The organism is Paenibacillus sp. GCM10012306, from assembly GCF_042649265.1.
Lineage (GTDB): Bacteria > Bacillota > Bacilli > Paenibacillales > Paenibacillaceae > Paenibacillus_AQ.
In genome coordinates this window covers 206425-227730 of record NZ_JBHRYW010000007.1, presented here as the reverse complement: position 1 = coordinate 227730, position 21306 = coordinate 206425, and the positions used below count along the sequence as shown (strand labels likewise).

Annotated in this window: 19 protein-coding genes; 13 read left to right on the top strand and 6 right to left on the bottom strand. The window is 48.5% G+C overall.

Going from position 1 to position 21306, the window contains the following annotated elements; translation table 11 throughout:
• The first annotated feature begins 66 nt into the window (after window positions 1-66).
• Both ACFORK_RS16910 and ACFORK_RS16905 read left to right on the top strand, forming a co-directional pair.
• Entirely contained in the window at window positions 67-1608 is a 1542-nt protein-coding gene (locus tag ACFORK_RS16910; protein ID WP_379200955.1) for a 2-isopropylmalate synthase, read from the top strand.
• A 339-nt stretch (window positions 1609-1947) separates the two neighbouring features.
• The gene (locus ACFORK_RS16905; RefSeq protein WP_379200952.1) at window positions 1948-6225 is read left to right on the top strand and encodes a collagen binding domain-containing protein; all 4278 of its coding nucleotides are present in this window, start codon (window positions 1948-1950) and stop codon (window positions 6223-6225) included.
• 117 nt (window positions 6226-6342) lie between these two features.
• Here ACFORK_RS16905 and ACFORK_RS16900 read toward each other — a convergent pair whose 3' ends face one another.
• Window positions 6343-7488 (bottom strand): response regulator, encoded by a 1146-nt coding sequence (locus ACFORK_RS16900; protein ID WP_379200950.1) that lies wholly within the window; start codon window positions 7486-7488, stop codon window positions 6343-6345.
• Between the two features lie 396 nt (window positions 7489-7884).
• Here ACFORK_RS16900 and ACFORK_RS16895 point away from each other — a divergent pair, with 396 nt between their 5' ends.
• From ACFORK_RS16895 to ACFORK_RS16880, 4 genes are read left to right on the top strand one after another with little or no spacing between them, the layout of a single operon-like run.
• On the top strand, window positions 7885-8427 hold the full coding sequence (locus tag ACFORK_RS16895; protein WP_379201249.1) for an RNA polymerase sigma factor: 543 nt from the start codon (window positions 7885-7887) through the stop codon (window positions 8425-8427).
• Window positions 8424-8873, top strand: a complete 450-nt coding sequence (locus tag ACFORK_RS16890) for an anti-sigma factor family protein (protein ID WP_379200948.1) — start codon at window positions 8424-8426, stop codon at window positions 8871-8873. The genes ACFORK_RS16895 and ACFORK_RS16890 overlap by 4 nt, the downstream gene beginning before the upstream one ends.
• Before the next feature lie 55 nt (window positions 8874-8928).
• On the top strand, window positions 8929-9426 hold the full coding sequence (locus ACFORK_RS16885) for a hypothetical protein (RefSeq protein WP_379200946.1): 498 nt from the start codon (window positions 8929-8931) through the stop codon (window positions 9424-9426).
• A gap of 19 nt (window positions 9427-9445) precedes the next feature.
• Window positions 9446-10540: a LiaF transmembrane domain-containing protein gene (locus ACFORK_RS16880; RefSeq protein ID WP_379200944.1), complete on the top strand. Its 1095-nt coding sequence runs from the start codon at window positions 9446-9448 to the stop codon at window positions 10538-10540.
• Window positions 10541-10671: 131 nt separating this feature from the next.
• On the opposite strand, the gene ACFORK_RS16875 is transcribed toward ACFORK_RS16880, so the two are convergent.
• A complete protein-coding gene (locus ACFORK_RS16875) occupies window positions 10672-11652 on the bottom strand; it encodes an aldo/keto reductase (protein WP_379200942.1) in 981 nt (326 codons plus the stop codon).
• Between the two features lie 239 nt (window positions 11653-11891).
• Here ACFORK_RS16875 and ACFORK_RS16870 point away from each other — a divergent pair, with 239 nt between their 5' ends.
• The 7 genes from ACFORK_RS16870 to ACFORK_RS16840 all read left to right on the top strand — a co-directional run bounded on the left by ACFORK_RS16870 (window position 11892) and on the right by ACFORK_RS16840 (window position 18472).
• The gene (locus ACFORK_RS16870; RefSeq protein WP_379200940.1) at window positions 11892-12095 is read left to right on the top strand and encodes a hypothetical protein; all 204 of its coding nucleotides are present in this window, start codon (window positions 11892-11894) and stop codon (window positions 12093-12095) included.
• A 191-nt stretch (window positions 12096-12286) separates the two neighbouring features.
• Window positions 12287-13369, top strand: coding sequence for a 3-isopropylmalate dehydrogenase (leuB, locus tag ACFORK_RS16865; RefSeq protein WP_379200938.1), 1083 nt, complete (start codon window positions 12287-12289; stop codon window positions 13367-13369).
• A 262-nt stretch (window positions 13370-13631) separates the two neighbouring features.
• Window positions 13632-14171: a peroxiredoxin gene (locus tag ACFORK_RS16860; protein WP_379200936.1), complete on the top strand. Its 540-nt coding sequence runs from the start codon at window positions 13632-13634 to the stop codon at window positions 14169-14171.
• 235 nt (window positions 14172-14406) lie between these two features.
• Complete coding sequence (locus ACFORK_RS16855; protein ID WP_379200934.1) at window positions 14407-14814, top strand: hypothetical protein; 408 nt, start codon at window positions 14407-14409, stop codon at window positions 14812-14814.
• Window positions 14815-15203: 389 nt separating this feature from the next.
• Window positions 15204-16307, top strand: coding sequence for an ATP-binding protein (locus tag ACFORK_RS16850; RefSeq protein ID WP_379200932.1), 1104 nt, complete (start codon window positions 15204-15206; stop codon window positions 16305-16307).
• Between the two features lie 165 nt (window positions 16308-16472).
• Window positions 16473-17993: a leucyl aminopeptidase gene (locus ACFORK_RS16845; RefSeq protein WP_379200930.1), complete on the top strand. Its 1521-nt coding sequence runs from the start codon at window positions 16473-16475 to the stop codon at window positions 17991-17993.
• Complete coding sequence (locus ACFORK_RS16840; RefSeq protein WP_379200928.1) at window positions 17990-18472, top strand: hypothetical protein; 483 nt, start codon at window positions 17990-17992, stop codon at window positions 18470-18472. Before ACFORK_RS16845 ends, ACFORK_RS16840 begins: the two co-directional genes overlap by 4 nt.
• Window positions 18473-18563: 91 nt before the next feature.
• On the opposite strand, the gene ACFORK_RS16835 is transcribed toward ACFORK_RS16840, so the two are convergent.
• The 4 genes from ACFORK_RS16835 to ACFORK_RS16820 all read right to left on the bottom strand — a co-directional run bounded on the left by ACFORK_RS16835 (window position 18564) and on the right by ACFORK_RS16820 (window position 21299).
• Window positions 18564-18701 carry a hypothetical protein gene (locus ACFORK_RS16835; RefSeq protein WP_379200926.1) on the bottom strand — a complete coding sequence of 46 codons (138 nt, stop codon included), beginning with the start codon at window positions 18699-18701 and terminating at the stop codon, window positions 18564-18566.
• A gap of 107 nt (window positions 18702-18808) precedes the next feature.
• Entirely contained in the window at window positions 18809-18988 is a 180-nt protein-coding gene (locus tag ACFORK_RS16830; RefSeq protein ID WP_379200924.1) for a FeoB-associated Cys-rich membrane protein, read from the bottom strand.
• 59 nt (window positions 18989-19047) lie between these two features.
• Window positions 19048-21060, bottom strand: coding sequence for a ferrous iron transport protein B (feoB, locus tag ACFORK_RS16825; protein WP_379200922.1), 2013 nt, complete (start codon window positions 21058-21060; stop codon window positions 19048-19050).
• On the bottom strand, window positions 21057-21299 hold the full coding sequence (locus ACFORK_RS16820; protein ID WP_379200920.1) for a FeoA family protein: 243 nt from the start codon (window positions 21297-21299) through the stop codon (window positions 21057-21059). The genes feoB and ACFORK_RS16820 overlap by 4 nt, the downstream gene beginning before the upstream one ends.
• Between the last annotated feature and the right edge of the window lie 7 nt (window positions 21300-21306).

The window sequence follows — 21306 nt, the reverse complement described above, 5'->3', positions numbered from 1 at the left end:
AGATGCGGCCGTCCACCAACGAGCCGCATTTGAGGGTTTTAGCCCAATTTTCAGGAGGTGCTCCGCATGCGGAAAATTTATGTGTTCGATACGACACTGCGCGATGGAGAGCAGTCGCCGGGTGTGAACCTGAACACGCTTGAAAAAGTGGAAATCGCTCATCAGCTTGAAAAGCTTGGGATTGACCGCATGGAAGCGGGCTTTCCAGCTGCCTCGCCGGGTGATCTGGCGGCAGTCAACGCGGTAGCCAGAGCCGTTAAGAATGCGACAGTGATCGGGTTGTCCCGCTCAAGAGAAGCAGATATTGACGCGGTAAAAGAAGCCTTGAAGGGTGCGCAGGACCCTTGCATCCACCTTTTCCTGGCAACCTCACCTATCCACCGGCAGCATAAGCTGCGGATGGAAAAGTCTCAGGTACTGGAGACTGCGCAGGCAGCGATTCGTTATGCGAAGAAGTATTTTCCCAAGCTGGAATTCTCACTTGAGGATGCTGGCCGTACCGAATATGATTTCCTCGTTGAAGTTGTGAGCATGGCGGTACGTGAAGGAGCGAATGTGGTTAATATTCCGGATACAGTCGGTTATTTGAACCCTTCGGAATACGGAGCGATCTTCAAATATTTGAAAGAAAATGTGCCTGATATCGAGCGGGTGCAGCTCAGCGCGCACTGCCATAATGATCTTGGCATGGCTACGGCCAATACTCTTGCAGCAATTCAGAATGGTGCAGACCAGATTGAAGGTACCATCAACGGTATCGGCGAACGCGCCGGGAATACGGCTATTGAAGAGGTCGCGCTTGCGTTGGAGACGCGGAGTGAATTTTTCGGAGCAAAGACTTCTCTCGTGCTGTCCGAGATCTCCCGTACCAGTCGCTTGGTCAGCAAACTGACCGGTATGGTTGTTCCAGGTAACAAAGCAATTGTGGGTGCGAATGCGTTCGCGCATGAATCAGGCATTCACCAGGACGGTATGCTGAAGGAGAAGACGACTTACGAGATTATGACGCCGGAGACCATTGGTCTCAAGGAAAGCAAGCTGGTGCTCGGCAAGCATTCCGGTCGCCACGCGTTCCGCGACAAGCTGAATGATCTTGGTTACGATCTGCCGGATGAAGAGTTGAACACTGCGTTTGGCAAGTTCAAAGATCTGGCGGATAAGAAGAAGGAAGTGTCCGACGAGGATATTTTGGCTCTGCTTGAAGAGAAGCTTGCGAAGACACCTGAAACCTTCCGCTTGCAGACGATTTATGTCACCTACGGTAATGAAGCCACACCAACAGCCAAGGTCGTTATCAATGGTCCTGAGGAGCAGCATATTACTGCTTCTGCTGAAGGTAACGGTTCCGTAGATGCGATCTACAATGCTATCGATTCGGCTACGGGAGAAGAAGTCACCTTGAGTGATTATTCTATTAAATCTGTCAGCCGGGGTAAAGATGCACAGGGTGAGGTTCATGTGGTGTTGACACAGGGCATAGTTGCGGCACAGGGCAGAGGTCTTAGCACCGATATTCTGGAAGCCAGCGCCCGGGCTTATCTGGATGCGCTTAACAAGCTGATCGAGAAGCGTAAGACCTATACGGAGCGCGACCGCGCTACATTATAAACTATATAAAGCGATTGCCTGACAGACCGTCCCGACAATAGAGATTATTCTATTGCCGGGGCGGTTTTTTTGTTGCTTTTGTCTCATTGAGCCCTCTTGTTTGTATTTTTAGTGACTAGTCTACGTTTTGTTCAGTTTTTGTTTAGACGTAATATTTAAAATGAGTTGATAGCTTGAGCTTTTCATGGCAAGGGCATCCAGGAAGAGTTGCGAAAGGAGGAGCGCCGGGAGAGAGACTCTCTCTAGCAAGGTAGCGTAATCCGGTAAGGGAATCTGGAACGAAAAGCTTCAACCTAGAAACCACATAGAAATGAAGAGAAAAGGAGGATATTGAAACAGATGTTCAAGAGGAGAGTTAGCGCATGGCTGATTGTGATCCTGCTTGTGACTCAATGGACTTCCGGCTTTGGCTTCAATGCACAGGCACATGCTGAAAGTTCCGCCATCAGTGAGAATCTGATTACTAGTGTTTCACTTGCGGTATACACGGATGATAGCTACTCGGAGACGGTAACTGGGAACGTGTATCAGCTCGATTCATACTCAGAATTGAAGTATACCTGGGAACTTCCAAACGGTCATAAGTACACCGACGGGTCTACGTATACCTTTGATCTTCCCAACCAGTTTGAATTGTATAATGACCTTGATGGCCCCCTGGATTTTGACGGTGTGACGGTGGGCACTTATTCAGTGAATAAGAATACGAACAAGGTCGTATTTACGTTCAATAGTTACATTGAAAGCCATGATAATGTAGGGGGGACATTTACTGTAAGGTCTCTGCTGAGCTCCAAGAAAATTACAGGCTCTACAAAGCAGACCTTGGTTTTCCCGATCAAGGGTGGTACACAAACCATTGAATTAAACTTGAAACCGAAGGGTAGCTCCACGGTGGAGAAGAAAGGAACGGCCAAGCCACAAGCTTACAATGCTACTAGCATCGATTGGACTATCGATGTGAACAAAGTACTGGATAGTGTTTATGGGGCTTCGGTAACGGATGCACTCCCCACAGGTCTGGATCTGGATCAGAATTCCATAACTGTTTACGAACTAAACGTGGACGTAGATGGTAAGGTAACTCAAGGCAGTCAGGTTGACAGTAGCAAGTTCACTACGAGAGATTCAAGCACGGGTGAATTGAAGCTGTCCTTTACAGACAGTCCGATTACAAAAGCTTACCGGATTGCGTTTAGCACGAATATTAACGCCGCCGGAAGCGATCTGACTAACTTTGTGAATAAGGGTATCTTTAGTGGTACCGGTGGATTTTCTAAAGAAAGCCAGGCGACTGTTACAGTAGGCCGCGGCAAACCTTTGGATAAAGTGACGACAGGATACGATAAGAATAATCAGATCATTAGCTGGGGGATTAACTTCAACTATAATGAGAAAACAATTCCTTCTGCTAAGGCAGTACTAGAAGATTATTTTAACAACTCGCATGATCTGATCGCTACTTCCTTGAAAGTATATCCAGTTACAATTGACAGTAACGGAAAGGCTACCAAGAGCAATACTCCACTGGATCCAAGCAAGTATACAATCACGTCTCTTACCGATACCGATAAGGGAACGAATGGCTTCAAGCTGCAATTTAATAACGATATCAGCTCTGCCTATCGGATTGAATACCAGACCAAAGCAAACGGCCGTGTATTCGATGATGGATCAGTTCAGAACAGTGTAACTTACAATGGAGAAACCAAGACAGTTCCACGAAATACGGAACAGGTTATTCTTCATAAAAGTTATAGCAATATTGATTATGCTAATAAGACACTGCAATGGACGATCAATATTAATGATGACAGCAAGAAAATGAATGATCTGGTTGTAACGGATACCTTCGGGAATGCCGGACTTAAACTGGATAGAAACTCGTTGAAAGTAACCACCAAAAGCGGAGCAGCACCATCAGTCTATGATGTTGTGTATAAGGAGACTACCCCTCCAGCTGCCACCGATGGTTTTATCATCACCTTTACACAGCCAGTAACTGAGCCGTATACCATTACTTACACCACAAACTTTAACTATGATTGGTTGGCCCAAGGGAAATATGATTTTCTTAATAAAGCCGGCATAGAATGGAAAGAAGATGGGGAGACGACTAAGCGGAGCAAGGATGCTACCTCCATCTTTAATCCGAGAGAAGAAGTGAAGAACAACGGTAAAAAGTTCGGCTCCTATAATGCAATTACCAAGAAAGTTACTTGGGGCATTGGCGCGAACTATAACAAAAAGACACTCGCCGCAGCTGTACTGGAAGATACTATTACTGCCGGCCAGAATGTCGATTTGGCATCCCTGAAGGTTTACAAATGGGAGTATGGCAAGAATGGTGATCCAACTCTTGGAACGACGCTGAAAATTAATGAGGATTACAAAGTTACCCTGGTCGGCAGTACGCTGAAGGTAGCCTTCCAAAAACCTATCGACTATGCGTTCTATGTGGAATTCGATACAACATTTACAGATCAAGCTATCGATGTAGATAAAGTAGATAACACGGCAAAACTTTTGAATGGTACCACAGCAGAGTCGCAAAATCTGAAAGCTTCCGTGAATATTCCGCAGGGTGGGGAATATGTAACCAAGAGTGGCGTGCAAGATGGTAACAAAATTAACTGGACCATCTATATTAATCGTAATCAGTCCTTTGTAAAAGAAGCTGAAATTAACGACGTACCGAGTGAAAACCAAATACTGTTGTCCAATACATTCAATCTGTTTAAAACAACAGTAGATGACAAGGGTAATGTTAAACCGACCAACATCAAACTGGTTGAAGGCACAGATTACAAATTGGTCATCTCTACAGACAACGACGGTAAGGAAAGTTTCAAACTTAGTTTCTTGAAGGATATCTCAGAGGCATATGTACTGGAATACCAATCGCTGATCGTAGCCAAAAATAATGACAAGGTCAGCAATAAGGTAAGCTTCAGTGGTAAAAACGTAAAGATAACTGTAAAGGATAAAAATGAGGAGATTACAGTAAAACTCTCTAGTGGATCCGGTACAGGTAGTGGCGTAAGAGGAGAACTGAAGCTCAAGAAGGTAGACAAGAACGATGGTACCAAGTTACTCAGTGGTGCAACATTTGATCTGTACCGTGTGGTAGATGCAGATAAAATATGGATTAAAGAAGGCACTACTGATACCGATGGGCTTCTTGTATTCACGAAGCTGCTTAGTGGTAAATACATTTTGATTGAGAAGGCAGCTCCTACCGGTTATGTGCTTGATGCAACACCGTATGAAGCAACTATCAACAGCACAACGACAGTAGACGTAACTGCAACCAACAAAACGGTTGCAACACCGACACCGTCGCCAACAGCAACACCGTCACCGACACCAACAGTAACACCGTCGCCGACACCGACAGCAACACCGTCGCCGACACCAACAGCAACACCGTCGCCGACAGCAACACCGTCGCCGACACCAACACCAACAGCGTCGCCGACACCGTCGCCGACAGCAACACCGTCGCCAACGCCGACAGCAACACCGTCGCCGACACCGACAGTAACACCGTCGCCGACACCAACAGCAACACCGAAACCAACGCCGACAGCAACACCGACACCGACGCCGACAGCAACACCGTCGCCGACACCAACAGCAACACCGAAACCAACGCCGACAGCAACACCGTCGCCGACACCAACAGCAACACCGTCGCCGACACCGACAGCAACACCGAAACCAACGCCGACAGCAACACCGTCGCCGACACCGACAGCAACACCGTCGCCAACGCCGGTAGCAACACCGACACCGACGCCAACTGTAGTACCGACAGCAACACCGACACCAACACCGGTAGCAACACCGACACCGACGCCAACGGTAGTGCCGACAGCAACACCGTCACCAACGCCAATAGCGACAGCTTCTGCTACGCCTGAGGCCAGTGCAACACCTACGGTAGCGCCGCCTACTGATGGACCGACAGCAACACCAGCACCAACATTGCCGCCGACATCGACATTTGAGCCGGTAGCAACACCTACTCCTGTACCAGGAGTTGTTGTGACACCAACGCCATCACCGTCACCGGGTGCTTCAGTAACGCCATCGTCCACTCCTTCGGCAACGCCGACAGTTGTACCAAGTGCAGGTCCAACAACAACACCTGCTCAACCGACAACTCCGGCAACACCAGCTATTCCGCAGGTGACACCGCCTGTGAAGCAGGAGACAACGACCGAAGAAGTACCAATTGAAGGTGAGATTCCACTTGGAGGTGTGCCAAGTATCGGTGATAAACCGACACACGGCAAGGTCACCCTGACGCCAAACGGCAAGTGGGTTTATACACCAGACCCAGGCTTTATCGGAAAAGACAAATTCACGATCATCGTGACCGATAAAGATGGAAATGAAGAAGAGGTCGTCATCGAAATTGATGTTGAGGAAGTACCAAAGGGAACGGTAACAGGAGAGCCAGATGGTAATAGTAAAGGCAAAGGTGGAAAACCTGCCGTATTGCCGAAGACTGGCGAAGACAGCCCGCTTCCAATCTACCTGGCTGGTGGATCTCTGATTATTCTCGGCTATGTACTCAGCAGAAGATTCAGAAGAGGCGGCAAACAGGAGTAGAGATAAGAGCGACACGAGATATTAAAAAGGTCTAGATAAAAGCAAGCCCATCTCCAGATTCAACGGAGATGGGCTTGCTTCTTTGTATAGGATGAGTTACGGGGCAATTCTTTTTCTCTACAACTGTTTCAGGTTGTGTAGCTTCCAGTCGGTATACCAGTGTTCAATATTGGACGGCAGTTCGGTGCTGAGATCATCCTTTAGCAGTTCTGTGAGCGCTTTGTATTGCTCCTCCACCGCAGAACGCTCCCCAATACTGTCATAGATCTTCATCAGGCCCAGGTGCCCTTGTTCAAAATAGGGTTGAAGCTGGACGATCCGTTGATAGACGGTTACAGCTTCAGGAATTCGTCCACTGCCAATGTAATATTCGGCGATCCCGATGGCATGATGTAACCAAATGGTCCGAAGCCGCTGTCGTTCGCTTTCCGCCCACAGATAGTCATAGTCCCCAAAATAATCTCCAGAATACAGATCGAACAATCGTTGATGATCATTGAAATTGCTATCCTCGATGGGATCAAGCGTTAGAATGCCGTTTTCCCACTGGGCAGAATCAATCAGCATCGTACCACTCTCCAGAGTGTAGCCCTCCCCGCCGCTGACATTGTTGATCTGCAGCTCTATGCCGGCCTGCTTCAAGCATTGTCTGACCTGATAGATCGTTGTATAGAGATGGGTTGAAGCTTTTTTTAAATTAAAGTCCGGCCACAGCATATCGATCAGCGTGTCTTTGCTAACAAAACGATTGCGGTTATGGAGCAGAAAAGCGAACAGTTCCTGTGCCTTGTTAGTCCGCCAGCGAATTGCGCTTAGATGAACGCCTCCCCGTTCAAAACGCAGGGTAGGAAAGCAGCGGACCATGAGTGTATCCGAGGAGACTACCTGCTTGGTCACTCGTTGTGTCCGTTCCTCTAGACGACTAATGGTTTTTAAAAGCCGGTCACGGATAACAGGTTTCAGTACATAGTCCAGCGCGTTGACTTCAAATGCTTCCAAGGCATAATTGTTATAAGCTGTCACAAATACAATATCAGCTTCCGGGGTATGCTCATGCATGATTTCTGCAGCTTGCAGGCCGTTCATCTCCGGCATATCAATATCCAGAAAAATAACGTCGGCTTTCCACTTTCCTGCTTCTCTGACCGCTTCTACAGGGTCCGTGTACGTGGCCGCTACATTCACTGTCCCCAGTTCCTTAAGCATATGCTCCAATTTCATCAAGGCCAGCCGCTCATCGTCCACTAGAATTGCCTGGATCATTACTATCCCACCACTCAGACTTAGTTTTTTCTTGCAAGACCGTACAAAACGTTCCTTCTCAATGTACAAATAAGCGCGCATAAGTTCAAGCTTTCGCTCAAAAAAATTCAGCATTCAGGAGGCTGAAGCTGATCTGGTATGCTTTATATACGGTTGCGAAACATTCAAGGGCGGTCATTACGACCAGAAAAAGCATCGTGCTCAGAATGATTTATCTCATAGCTATAATACAAAGGTTAATTCGACAAAGACGGCATCATTCCCTCTATAATAGTACTAAGCTGTTATATATATGATTGGAAATTGTTTGAACGCAAATTAAAAATGTGCGAAAAGTTTGCAGGGAAGTCGCGTTGCCGGGCGTCTAACTAAAAGAAGCAGGAGGAGGGGAGACAACTGGAAGAGGCGGAATGGATATCCGCTGTGCTGAGAGGCGAGCATCAAATGTTCGGACATTTGGTGGAACGCTATCAAGGCATGGTGTACAGAGTATGTATTAAGATTACAGGAGAAGCCGAATCCGCCAAGGATATGGCCCAGGAGGTCTTCATCAAGGCCTACAAAGCGCTCCCCTCCTTCCGGGGACAATCCTCCTTCTCCACCTGGCTGTACAGAATTGCCTACCGAACCTGTCTGGACTGGAAACGGGCTAACGACAGAGAGTGGCGGCATCGCAGTATGGCTGAGTACACAGAGAATGATTGGGTGACGTCGCAGACCCCAGAGCACGCAGCGCTTCGCAAAGAGGCCTCTGCTGAACTGGATGAGAATTTGAACAGCCTTGCAGAACCGTACCGGTCGGTTGTGCAGCTATACTATTTTCAGCGGCACTCTTATCAGGAAATAGCCGAACAGCGAGGCGTTTCCGTCAAAACAGTGGAATCGCAGCTGTATCGTGCCAGACAGATGATGCGCAAACAAGGGGAGGAATGGCGATGAATTGTGCAACAGTTAAAGAATGGATGCCGCATTATATAGACGGTCAGCTGTCTCCAGAGATGGAGCTGAGCATCAGGTTGCATATCGAGTCCTGTCCTGATTGTGCCCAGTGGCTGGAGGAAGCCAGGGAAATGTCGGTTTTGTGGATGGATATGGAAGTCCGGCTGCCGGATTTTGAGGAACCTATGGATTATCCCGATTTGAAAACAGATGTGATGGCTCATATTGAATCGCTGGAAGCCGGGCGAAGAGAGCGTATGGTTACAGGAACGCTGGCAAGACGACGGTTTGCGCCCAAAACTTCTTGGATGCACTATGGCCTTGCGGCCTGCCTGACGTTCCTGCTGCTCCAGCTCGGAGTCTTTGAGAATTTGGCTTACGGAATCACGGAGATTAATGGGCATGTGTCAACCTCAGTGAATTCATGGTTCAAAGCCAATAAATAACGCTTAATTTGAAATCGCAAAGATTAGCACATTACAAATTATGGGAGGATATTGTATGATTAGAAAGAGACGCTGGCTTACCTTTTTTCTGGCGATGATCCCAGGGGTGGGGCATCTTTATCTTGGATTCAAAAAGCAGGGTCTGCAGTTTATGATCGGAGCATCCATCTGCATCATCTGCATTCCGTCAGAGCCGATGATTTTTCCGTTCGCCTTGGCGGCACTGTGGTTCTATCAGTTGTTTGATGCGCTGCAAAAAGCGGCTTGGATGAAGATTGCAGCAGCAGAGCATGAACGGATGATGTTCCAGCCAGATGGCTTCGGCGCTCCGTGGACGCTGGATCTGCATTCAATGCCGGGATATCCGCAGGAAGACCTGAACCCGGCCTGGGTAGGGATTGGCTGTGTTGTTGGCGGCATTCTGCTACTTATGATTACAGCATTTCCAGGATTGTGGGATATTTTATCAGAGATCAATTTCGGCACAATTCTACTCTCACTGGTGCTGATTGGCTATGGGCTGAAACTGCTCAAGGGTAATTCAAGAGCCTAAGAAACGGGGAGTTATGTCAATGAGTAGATGGAAAATCGGAAGTTTCACCGCAGCGATCGGCTGTATCGCGGTTGGCGTTATTATTGCGTTGGCCCAGTACGGTATGTTGAGCTACGCTGCCTTGGGCTTTTTGTGGCCCGCTTTGCTGATCCTGTTCGGTCTGGAGATGCTGCTTAGACTCTTTTTTCGCTCAGATGTCAAAAGCCGTGTAAGCGGGTGGGCTATTGTTCTAATCATTCTTCTCATTGCTGCAAGTGGAGGTCAGTCGCTTTATGCTGGAGGCTCGCTGAGTGGAGTGTTCGGCAATAATCAGTTGGTGGAGATGAGCGGAACGGCAGAGGCGGGCTCTGAGATCAAGGCGGTCAGGATTGAGCTGCCGAATGGCAAAGTGAACGTAAAGGGAGAAGCTGAGAAGGCCAACGTTCAATATGAGGGGAGCCTGCTAATTCCCGGCGATTCAGAGAGTGAAGCGAAGAGTAATCTGGATAAGAAATGGGAGATCGAGGTCCAAGGGGATACACTGGTTCTGAGGCTAGCAGGCAACAATAACTGGCTTTCCAATATACAGTTCGGTTTCTATAACAAAGGTCCGCACCTGAATGTGAGTCTGCCCCAGAATCTGGCGGTCGAGGTCATCACCAGAGACGGTTCTGTTGAAGCCTCCGGGCTTCAGTCTGGTTTGTCGGTTGACACCTCCAATGGGGCGATGAACCTGCATGATATTGCCGGTGGCTTAACAGCCCATTCCAGTAACGGATCGATTACGGTGAAAAATATCCAGGGCGAGGTGGAGCTGTCCAGCTCTAACGGATCGATGACGCTTGATAAAGTCGATGGGGCCCTGACTGCCAAGAGCAGTAATGGCAAAATAACGGTTAACTCCGGGATAACCGGGGATTGGAGTCTGACAACGAGCAATGGTTCCGTGGTTCTCGGAATACCTGAGGCTACAGATGCCACTATCTCCGCGGACACCAGTAACAATTCACTCAAAGGCAATGTGAATTGGGACCGCAGAAACGATACCAGCGGTACGGCTAAAGTCGGCAAAGGTACTTATAAAATTACTATCTCAACTAGTAATGGCGGTATCACCGCTGATACGACAGAATAGCAGAGCAATGTTAAAGGGAGCTGTCTCTTCCGGTACAAGACCGGGGAAGAGACAGCTCCCTTTGTTGAAGATAGGTTTGCTTTATAGATACCGGACTAGCAATGTAGTCAGGTTCATCCTACCTTGCAATCTTACCAGGCGTAGGCTTTCGGTGCTTCTCCACCCGGGCCAGGGAAGATTTCGTCGAGACGTTTCAGTACGGACTCGTCCAGTACAATTTCCAGACTGCGCAGTGCGCTTTCGAACTGCTCCAGTGTACGCGGCCCAATGATCGGTGCGGTGACTGCTGGATTAGCCAGTAGCCAAGCCAATGCTATATTGTCTTGTGGCTCACCCAGTTCTTGGCTCAGCGCGGCAAATGCCTCAAGCTGGCTCTTGTACTGCTCTACGCGCTCCGTGTTACCACCGCTGCGGCTGCCTTCGATCTTCTTAAGCGCGTTGCGGCCCAGCAGACCTCCGTCGAGTGGGCTCCAAGGGATGATGCCAAGGCCGAGACTTTGTGAGGCTGGCAGCACCTCAAGCTCCGGCAGGCGGCAGGTGAGGCTGTATTTGTGCTGCTCGGAGACAAGTCCCAGGAATCCGCGGGCCTTAGCTTCTTGCTGAGCAACAGCGATGTCCCAGCCAGCAAAGTTGCTGGAGCCGACATAGTCGATTTTACCTTGGCTCACGGCCAGCTCAAAGGCACCCCACAGCTCGTCCCAGGACACACTGCGATCCACATGGTGCATCTGATACAGCTCGATGTGATCGGTCTGAAGACGCTTCAGGGAACCTTCCAGATGGCGGCGGATTTTGTAGGCGGAAAGACCAGCTTCATCATTGGGGCCGTCCAGCTTGTCGCTCATGGAGCCATAAGCTTTGGTCGCGAGAACAACTTTCTCCCGGCGTCCGCCACCCTGCTTGAACCAACGACCGATAATGGTCTCTGTCAGGCCGGAATTCTCACCCCAACCATAAATGTTAGCGGTATCAAAAAAATTGACCCCTGCATCCAGCGCGGCGTCCATAATCCGAAATGCTTCTTTTTCATCCGTAGATGGGCCAAAATTCATCGTTCCCAGACAGAGGCGGCTAACCTGCATGCCTGATTTACCAAGCTTAGCGTATTGCACGGTGCAATCACTCCTTCAATGAATTTGAAATAGGGCGAAACCGGTTGCTTTTTCTTTTACTTATTAATTGTAACCAACTTTTAAGGCAAGAGCAAATGCATAAGGGAATATTTGTGCATGAACTAATTTATACCCATGGGGCTGTGCAACTAACAATAATGAAGCTCATATACAAATTGTTACAGATCTAGTACAGTCATGATATTCATAGAAATTTATATTTCTAAGGGGGAGTTGGAATGTCGAGCACATCGGGAGGATGGTTCTTATTGGATGGACTTAGTATATTCGGTATATTGTTATGGTTGGCTTCGCTTGGAATGGGTCTGTATGCCTTTGTACTCTTTGTGAAGCTTGCCCGCAGAGGTATAACAGCACTTGATCTGTACATTTATGACAAGACGATTGGAAGTAACCGACCGAGGAATGACGACGGACTGTGAGGGCAGAGATAACCCAAGATGTAAAGCAGCAATCCAGGCGTAAATCTCTCCATTTGAAAAGAGTATCCCTATAGGCTGTGCCTATAACCTCAATAGAATTTATATCTTTGTTGTTTATAGCCCATTGTGATACAACAATATAAAGAAGAACTATGTCTGCTTGAATGCAGACCACTTGAGGAGTGACTGAAATGAGCGAGGTTAAGAAAATTGCGGTAATCGCAGGGGATGGAATCGGACCTGAGGTTGTGGCTGAAGCGGAAAAAGTATTGAAGGTAACAGAAGAAGTGTTCGGCTACAAGTTTGAAACAGAGCATGCGCTGTTCGGAGGCATTGCCATTGACGAGAGAGGCACACCACTTCCAGAAGATACGCTGGAGATCTGTCGCAGTGCAGATGCTGTATTGCTGGGTGCTGTAGGCGGACCGAAGTGGGATAACAACCCTAAAGAGCTGCGTCCGGAAACAGGTCTGCTGGGTATTCGCAAAGCGCTAGGACTGTTCTCCAACTTGCGTCCTGCTAACGTCTTTGATTGTCTGAAAGATGCCTCTACATTGAAACCGGAAGTGCTGGAAGGCACAGACCTTATGGTCGTGCGCGAGCTGACAGGCGGCATTTACTTCGGGGACAAGCTTCGTCGTCAAGGTGAGCATGGCGAAGAAGCAGTGGATACTTGCGTATACAATGTTACAGAAGTTGAGCGTATCGTGCGCCAAGCGTTCGAAATTGCCGGCAAACGCCGCAAGAAGCTGGCCAGTGTAGATAAAGCCAACGTGCTTGAGACTTCCCGCCTGTGGCGTGAGGTAGTGAACAGAGTGGCTCCTGAGTACCCGGACATTGAGCTCGAGCACGTACTGGTGGATAACTGTGCGATGCAGCTCCTGCGTCGTCCATCGAGCTTCGACGTTATCGTTACCGAGAACATGTTCGGAGATATCCTTAGTGATGAAGCAGCAATGCTGACAGGTTCCATCGGAATGTTGGCTTCCGCCTCCATGGGAGAAGGCAGCTACGGCCTCTACGAGCCGGTACACGGCTCCGCGCCTGATATTGCAGGCCAAGGTCTTGCCAATCCAATCGCGACCATTCTGTCCCTGGGCTTGATGTTCCGTTTGACCTTCGGTTATGAAGATGCAGCAGATGCCATTGAAGCGGCAGTAGCGGAAGTACTGGATGCAGGTCACCGTACAAGCGACATTGCTGTAGATAAGAGCCAAGCGATCAGCACCACGCAGATGGGTGACCTGATTGCGGCTGCTATCCGCAAAGCCTAAAGGAACGTTACCGCCTTCTCTCTGAGCTCTGATAATTCCGGTACCATGTACTGAAACGTCACAGAAAATTGCTTATTTATAATTATTATAAAAAAATAATGACTGTAATATTGACTTTGATTTTGTGCGATGATACCATTTGGTATGTAGCAACAAGACAGTAACTGTCCATCAAAATTCAAGAAAGACATCAGCTTCTTGATTTTCTTCGGAAATCATGCAGACTATTGTTTTTCTTACATAATCAAGGGAGGAATAAGCAATGGCAGAACGTTTGGTAGGTAAACCGGCTCCGGATTTCACTTTGGAGACTGTATCGGGTGATGGTAAGGATTTCGGAAAGGTTAGCTTGTCCGATTACCGTGGTAAATGGCTTGTATTCTTCTTTTATCCACTAGATTTCACATTTGTATGCCCAACTGAGATCACAGCTCTTAGCGATGCTGCAGCTCAATTTGCGGCGCTTGACACTGAAATTCTGGGTGCCAGCACAGACTCGATCCACAGCCACAAAGCATGGATCAACACACCTAAGGATTCCAATGGCCTTGGCCAATTGAACTTCCCGCTTGCCGCTGACCTTACGAAGAAGGTTGCTAGAGACTACGGCATCCTGATCGAAGAAGAAGGTATCGCTCTGCGCGGTTTGTTCATCATCGATCCAGAAGGCGAACTGAAATATCAAGTCGTTAACCACAATGATGTAGGCCGTAGCGTAGAAGAAACGCTTCGTGTGCTTCAAGCACTGCAATCCGGCGGATTGTGCGCAATGAACTGGAAACCAGGCGACAAGAACTTGTAATCCGTTCATTCAGCATTGTGATCTTTGATAGCTAACAAGGACCTCCTTGCGGGATTTTCCCGACAAGGGGGTTTTTTGCTCCCGATCGCTTGTCTTTTTATAAAAAACCGATTGAAATTGGGCATTAAGGCTAAATATATAGCTTCAAGGAGAGGAATCTCCGGCATGAAAGCGAAATACAATACAATAATACGTGATTTATAAATTTCTGAACATCCAAGGAGGGTGAACAATCATGAGCTTTTGCTGTGGAGCGAGTATGGTAGGAACAACGGGAACCCTAAAACATTATCGCACGCAAGTCCATAATGTTCCCCTGCTTTTTTGCCCGGTGTGCCACCGGGTTGAGGTACATTATAAGGTTGAGAACGAGTATGAGATCCTGGCTGAATATGCGCATGGCGATGGCGTAACTGATGTGGATTTCCAGGATTACGTCATGGAGGACGATGAATCGGTCTTCGAGAATGTCATCAATGTCGAGAGTGAGGACCCTTTGGCGATCGTCCGCAGCCAAATTGACATGGCGCTCGACTTGCTGGCTGTTGCTAAGCAGATTCAGGATGACAAGTGGGAACGTGAACTGAAGAAGAGATTGGCTGTCATGAGCCAAAGGCGTCACCGTCTTCAGCAAAAGGCATAAGCCAACACATACTGATATTCTATGAGAAAAGAGCCTCTGCTGGTGCAGAGGTTTTCTTTTTGTTTTGTCAAAAATCGCTTTGTAAATCGTTATTTATGTAAAATCAGGAACGTATGTCCCCTTTAATTCTGCTGCTTCGGGACTAAATTTATCTAGATTGAAAAAAATACTATGTCTTATGTATCATTTTATGAATATTTTTACCATTCGACAGTTTCTCTGATTGCGTTGTCTTCTCCACTTGGATATGATTGGAATATAGTTGAAACGGTTGGATAACAATGAACGATTACCGAATGTTCTGGCGTCTTCGTCATATACTCAAATACATAGTCATTTGATGTCGTTGAGCGCTTCGTCATTTGCAGTAGAAGGGGGAACTTCGTATCGTGATAAGCCAATTTCAAGAAAGCTTGCATTTAACGGCAAGAACGTTTCAATCTGCAATGTTGGATACGACGTTTGAAGATGTTCTGGAGCACATTGACAGCGGGATTATGCTTTTTGACGAAGAGGGAGTTCTTAGCTTTGTGAATAAGCAAATGTACGGGATGCTAGACCTGCCACGCAGTTCGTTGGTTGGATGCACGATGTCTCACCTGCTGGCCCATGTTCAGCTAAGCCGTTTCAAGAAGAGGCTTGTACTCCGCATATACCGTGAGACCGTCTACAAGGGGAAGTCGAGTTATGAATATATTGATGAATTCGGCCGTTATTGGAGAGTCACCCTGTCCTCGGGGGAACAACTGAAAGGCTCTTATCTCTTTACGGTGAAGGAAATCTCCGATTACAAGCTGATCGAGCAAACCGCCTACCAAAATGACAATCTCGCTATGTTAGGCAAGCTGTCCGCGTCCATCGCTCATGAAATCCGCAATCCCCTGACCGCAATCCGCGGCTTTATCCAATTGCTCCGTCCACACCTGCACCAACTTGGCAAAGAAGAGTATGCCAGAATTATACTGGCCGAAATAGACCGGGCGAACGATATTATACATGAATTTCTGACCTCCTCCAAACCCTCTGTACCTCAAGTCGGAATAATCTCAGTGTCAGCATTGCTTAAAGAGGTTGTGCTTTTGACAGAGAGCGAAGCGCTAATGAAGGGCTGCCAGATCAATCTGCATCAACTTCAAAACGACCTGATCATATCTGTAGACGTCAAGCAGGTGAAGCAGGTGGTGCTGAATATGATAAGAAATGCAATGGAAGCGATTACAGACCGGATAGACAGTGATATGGGTAAAATCGAGATCGGCGCACGGAGAGAAGGTGCGGAGGTCCGCATTTTTATTTCCGACAACGGTAAGGGTATGGATATCCTCACCTTGGACAGGTTGTTCAGCCCCTTCTTTACCACTAAGGAGAATGGGACGGGTCTGGGATTGTCAGTCAGTGATCGGATTATCAAAAATCACGGAGGATGCATTTCTGTCAGCAGCCGGTTGAATGAGGGTACACAGTTTGTCATTTCGCTGCCTCTGATTCAATAGACCTCGATAAGATCAGTTGCTTCAATTATTAGTCCCATAGCGCGAAGAGACAGGTTGATACTTTGTCAGGTCGAGAGTAGAGATCTCCCGTCCTGCAGGAGATCAACCTGTTCTGTGTTACAATGAACGCTTAGACTTCTGGGAAGGACAGATGGAGGGATTACAATGAATATTGAATGGAGCAGTGGAAGACTGGGTGATTCCGTACAGGCTGATGCCCTTGTGCTGATGATCGCGGAGTCGGAAGCTCAGCATGGCGGCATATCTGCAGAATGGGATAGACGATTACACGGTTTGAACAAGGCAGGATTGTTTGAGGGTAAGCTGAACCAGACTTACGCACTGCCGCTGGAAGATCATCCGGCTTGTTCTTTAGCTATTTTGACCGGAATAGGATCCGGTTCTCTGGATAAATCAGGCTTGCGACTATGGGCGGCTCAGCTTGTCCGAACAGCGCTCAAATTGAAGGTGCAGCGAGTAATCATACAATTGCCGCAGGACTTCGCTCTGAGAACAGCAGGGTTGTCAGACATGGAGGCCGCGCATGCGCTAAGCGAGGGCTTTATACTAGGGGCTTACCGCCGGAAGCATTACAAGCTGGATCAGCCCCAGTTCGGTATAGATCATCTTTTGATCCATCAGGAGGGTGCGATAGAAGAGGAAAGAGCGGCTAGATGGAGAGCTGGACTTGAGCGGGGGCAAGCCTTTGGCGAGGGTACGAATCTGGCACGTGACCTGACGAATACACCGGGCAATCTGTTGGTTCCGTCAGATCTGGCCGTTGCCGCCGTTGCCGTAGCAGAGCGATACGGCTTTCCGGCAGAGGTTCTGGATGAGCAGGAAATCGAAAGAAAGGGCATGGGTGGACTGATCGCCGTGGGCAAAGGCAGCGTCAATCCACCGCGGATGATCGTGATCCGTTATCAGGGTACAGACGAGTGGGAGAATGTCACCGGGCTGGTCGGTAAAGGCATCACCTTTGACACAGGAGGAATATCCTTGAAAAGGGCCCCTGGTATGGAGGACATGATCAGCGATATGGGCGGTGCCGCTGCGGTACTGGGTGTCATGGAGGCGCTGGGGCGTCTGCGGCCGCGCATCAATGTAGTGATGGCCATTCCTTCAGCGGAAAATATGCCGGCAGGAAATGCGTTCAAGCCCGGCGATATCGTTACATCCTACAGCGGGAGGACCATCGAAATACTCAATACAGATGCCGAAGGACGGATTGTGCTAGCAGACGCGCTCACCTACATTAGGGAATGGGGTGCGGAGCGTATTGTGGATGTGGCAACTCTAACCGGGGCTGTAGTGTCTATGCTTGGTGATATTGCGACTGGGGCTGTCACGAACAATGAAGCCCTGTTGGAAGAGATTATAGCGGCAAGTGACAGTGTCTGTGAAAAGATATGGCAGCTGCCGGCATATCCCGAATTCCGGGATATGCTCAAGAGCGAGGTAGCGGATATCCGCGGCAGTGCCGGAAGATATGGCGGCGCAACGACCGCCGGATTGTTTATCGGTACCTTTGCCGAAGGATTGCCCTGGGTACATCTTGATATTGCCGGAACGGCGTTCCTATCAAGGGAACGTGGACTCAATCCCAAGGGGGCGTCCGGCGTAATGGTCCGTACGCTGCTGGAATGGCTGCTCAGTCAGGCTGGAGGATTATTGGAGGAAGTATGAAGAAATTAGACTGGATTAAAGTAATTTTAGTAGCATCACTTTTCGGGAATGTTACCTTATTTATGAATCATAAACGTGCGGACAGCAGACAAGAATTGAGAAATGAATTATTGAATGCTCATATTTACCGCAACCTGTCACAATTAGAAGCAACTATACTGTATCAACAAGAGAATAACTGGAACAATGAAGCTCTTATTACTCAAAAACTAGAGGATGCGATGGATTCGATAATCTTACATATGGGCATGGAAACAGATGAGGATAAGGAAGATATCCTTTGGAAGCTACATGATTACATGAACAGTTTCAAGGCAGGTGACGGAGCTTTAGCTGTCAGCCTAAACGATAAGCAACGCGACGATTACATTTATTTAGGTGAGAAGCTGCGGTCCAGCGGGTGGACGTTTAATGCGGGCTATGATACAAGTTGGAGCATGTTTGCTTCAAAAGTAAAGGAGCTCATTGAGGAGTCATAAAATATGTTAGTTGAATGAACAAAAAAGGCAGTGCCTCCCGATTCGTGGGGAAAGCACTGTCTTTTATCTCTTCTTGAAGGTCCATCCAGAATCAATTGCCGCGTCGTGAAGTAATTTGCTCGGCAAAGGATTGAATGCCATTCATCACTTTGTCTCGGGTCTTTTTATCCCGCAACAGATATACAGCTCCCAACGCCGCGGTGGTCAATAACGTCTTTTTAGCACCCATTGTGTGCACCTCCTCGGTCTAGTCTGCAGTCTGTACATAACACAAACATACCCGTGACCGAAGAGAATTAAACCAAGATATTAATGGAAACCAGATTCCAAGAGGGGTTAGCGTTTGCCCTTGACGCTTCCGCCGCTGCAGGAGAGCGGGGAGTCGAGGGAAGCTGCAGAACAGGTCTTGCCTTTGTCACAACCGGCGCAAGCGCCTTGTTTTCCCTTCTGTACATGACGGTAAATCATCCAGCCTGAGTAGCCGAATACAAGCCCAATGATGATAACGTTGATCATGTTTCCTCCCCGCTTTCTACCGCTGACTGCGGTTCAATTATCTGATTCATCCTCACAGCTTACGCCCACCCAAGCAGCCGCCCGCCCTGAAAAACAAGGAGCGACACGATATAAGCCAATACCAGGCAATAGCCCATGGAGAAGAATGTCCATTTCCAGGAATCTGTCTCCTTCTTGATCACACCGACGGTAGCCAGACAAGGAATATAGAGCAGAATAAAGATCATGAAGCTGATGGAGCTTAGCGGTGTGAACACTTGGGAAATCTGGCCTTCCAGCCCGGCAGTATCCGGGGCGTGATAGATAATGTTCATGGTAGAGACAACGACTTCTTTTGCCAAAAAACCAGGAACCAACGTGGAGCCTGCCTGCCATGTGCCAAAGCCGAGCGGCTCCAGCAACGGAGCGATCAGTCCGCCGAATTTGGCCAGATAACTATCATCCATCGCGACATCGAGTCCACCCGGTCCGGCATAGGAGACTAGCCAGATGATGACGGAGCCTGCCAGGATAATGGTTCCGGCTTTGCGCAGAAAGCCCTTGCCCTTCTCCCAGGTGCTGCGCGACAGAGTCTTCAACTGCGGCATCCGGTAAGGAGGCAGCTCAATCATGAAGACAGAGGACTCATTTTTAAATAGTAATTTGGAGAATACTTTACATAGAATCAATGCAAAGACAATGCCTAGAACATACATGGAAAGTACAGCAAAGGCCTGCCGTTCCGGGAAAAAGACTGCTGCAAACAAAGCGTACACCGGGAGTCGTGCAGAGCAGGACATCAGTGGCATAAGCAGTGTGGTCAGCATCCGGTCTTTGGGCTGTTCAATGCTTCGTGCAGCCATAATGGCCGGTACGTTACAGCCAAATCCGATAATAAATGGGATAAAAGCCTTGCCGTTCAACCCCATCCGTTCCATCGTACTGTCCATCAGTAGACACACCCTGGCCATGTAGCCGGAATCCTCTAGGAACGAGATGATCAGGAAGAGGATAAAGATCTGTGGTACAAATACAATCACACCACCAACGCCAGCAATGATACCGTCGACGATCAGCGCATGTGTAAAATTGGAGGCTCCGAGGAATCCTAGCAGGGAATTGGCACCTTCACTGACTGGGCCCGAGATCAGTCCGTCCACGATATCTGACAACGGACCACCGACCCAATCAAAGGTAGTCTTGAACAAGGCATACATGATTAAGATAAATAAAGGCAGTCCCCAGAATCGATGTGTCAGAAGGGCATCCAGTCTTTCGGTTAGGTTGTGCGGCTTCTGATCTGCTCTGTCCAGCACTTCCAGGCATAACGAGGTGATATAGTCCATCCGGACCGAACGGAGCCACTGGGGCAATGTCAAGGCCAGCTTCTTGCGTTGTAGCTCGCTCTGACAGGCATCCCCAAGCTGCAATAACTTGCTGACATCCATGCGAGCTTTCAGGAAATCTAAGACAACGGGATTCAGCTCCATTAGTTGTAAAGCGATCCAACGGTGATTCGGCAAATCCTCCAGGTGGCGCAATTCCTGCTCAATCGAAGAGATAGTAGCTTCCGCGATTTCCCCGTAATGGAGCTTGAAGTGGACAGGAGGGATGTCCGTGGATTGTCCGAGAAGGCTCAGAATTTCTTTGCAGCCCTTGCCAGTTCTCGCTACCAGCGGAAGTACAGGAATGCCAAGCCTGTCCTGCAAAACTTCTGGGTTGACATGAATGCCACGCGCCGTAGCCACATCAATCATGTTCAGACCCAGCACGGTTGGTTTGCCGTACTCAAGCAATTGGAGCGTAAGCAGAAGGTTGCGTTCCAATTGGGAAGCATCGACTATATTGATCAGTGCTTCGGGCGATTCTTCAATCAGGTACTGGGCAGCTACGCCTTCATCGCGAGAAAGTGGATGCAGGGAGTAAATGCCGGGCAGGTCGATGATCTTGCCTGCGCCGTTCTTGAGGCTGCCGACTTTTTTCTCGACGGTTACACCCGCCCAGTTCCCTACATACTCGTAGGAAGCAGTTAGTGTGTTGAAAAGAGAGGTTTTTCCGGTATTGGGATTGCCGACCAGTGCGATAGCGCTCATAAGAGGTTAACCTCTATTCTGGAAGCTTCCTTCCGGCGAATAGCGAACAGCTGGCCGTTGCATTCTAGGGTGATGGGACCGAGAAAGGGGCCTTTTCCTTTAAGTCGAATAAGGACACCCTCCAGAACGCCAAGATCGGCTAGACGTCGACGGAGGATGGGGTTAATGCCTTCTATTCTATGAATGGAACCAGTAGCGCCGGATGGTAGTTGGAGCAGAGTACAGGGGTGCAGAGTCATAATAACC

Coding starts and splice junctions, on each gene's coding strand:
- ACFORK_RS16910 (WP_379200955.1), top strand. CDS start 67: ATGCGGAAAATTTATGTGTTCGATACGACACTGCGCGATGGAGAGCAG.
- ACFORK_RS16905 (WP_379200952.1), top strand. CDS start 1,948: ATGTTCAAGAGGAGAGTTAGCGCATGGCTGATTGTGATCCTGCTTGTG.
- ACFORK_RS16900 (WP_379200950.1), bottom strand. CDS start 7,488: ATGATCCAGGCAATTCTAGTGGACGATGAGCGGCTGGCCTTGATGAAA.
- ACFORK_RS16890 (WP_379200948.1), top strand. CDS start 8,424: ATGAATTGTGCAACAGTTAAAGAATGGATGCCGCATTATATAGACGGT.
- ACFORK_RS16885 (WP_379200946.1), top strand. CDS start 8,929: ATGATTAGAAAGAGACGCTGGCTTACCTTTTTTCTGGCGATGATCCCA.
- ACFORK_RS16880 (WP_379200944.1), top strand. CDS start 9,446: ATGAGTAGATGGAAAATCGGAAGTTTCACCGCAGCGATCGGCTGTATC.
- ACFORK_RS16870 (WP_379200940.1), top strand. CDS start 11,892: ATGTCGAGCACATCGGGAGGATGGTTCTTATTGGATGGACTTAGTATA.
- leuB (WP_379200938.1), top strand. CDS start 12,287: ATGAGCGAGGTTAAGAAAATTGCGGTAATCGCAGGGGATGGAATCGGA.
- ACFORK_RS16860 (WP_379200936.1), top strand. CDS start 13,632: ATGGCAGAACGTTTGGTAGGTAAACCGGCTCCGGATTTCACTTTGGAG.
- ACFORK_RS16855 (WP_379200934.1), top strand. CDS start 14,407: ATGAGCTTTTGCTGTGGAGCGAGTATGGTAGGAACAACGGGAACCCTA.
- ACFORK_RS16845 (WP_379200930.1), top strand. CDS start 16,473: ATGAATATTGAATGGAGCAGTGGAAGACTGGGTGATTCCGTACAGGCT.
- ACFORK_RS16840 (WP_379200928.1), top strand. CDS start 17,990: ATGAAGAAATTAGACTGGATTAAAGTAATTTTAGTAGCATCACTTTTC.
- ACFORK_RS16835 (WP_379200926.1), bottom strand. CDS start 18,701: ATGGGTGCTAAAAAGACGTTATTGACCACCGCGGCGTTGGGAGCTGTA.
- ACFORK_RS16830 (WP_379200924.1), bottom strand. CDS start 18,988: ATGATCAACGTTATCATCATTGGGCTTGTATTCGGCTACTCAGGCTGG.
- feoB (WP_379200922.1), bottom strand. CDS start 21,060: ATGAGCGCTATCGCACTGGTCGGCAATCCCAATACCGGAAAAACCTCT.
- ACFORK_RS16820 (WP_379200920.1), bottom strand. CDS start 21,299: ATGACTCTGCACCCCTGTACTCTGCTCCAACTACCATCCGGCGCTACT.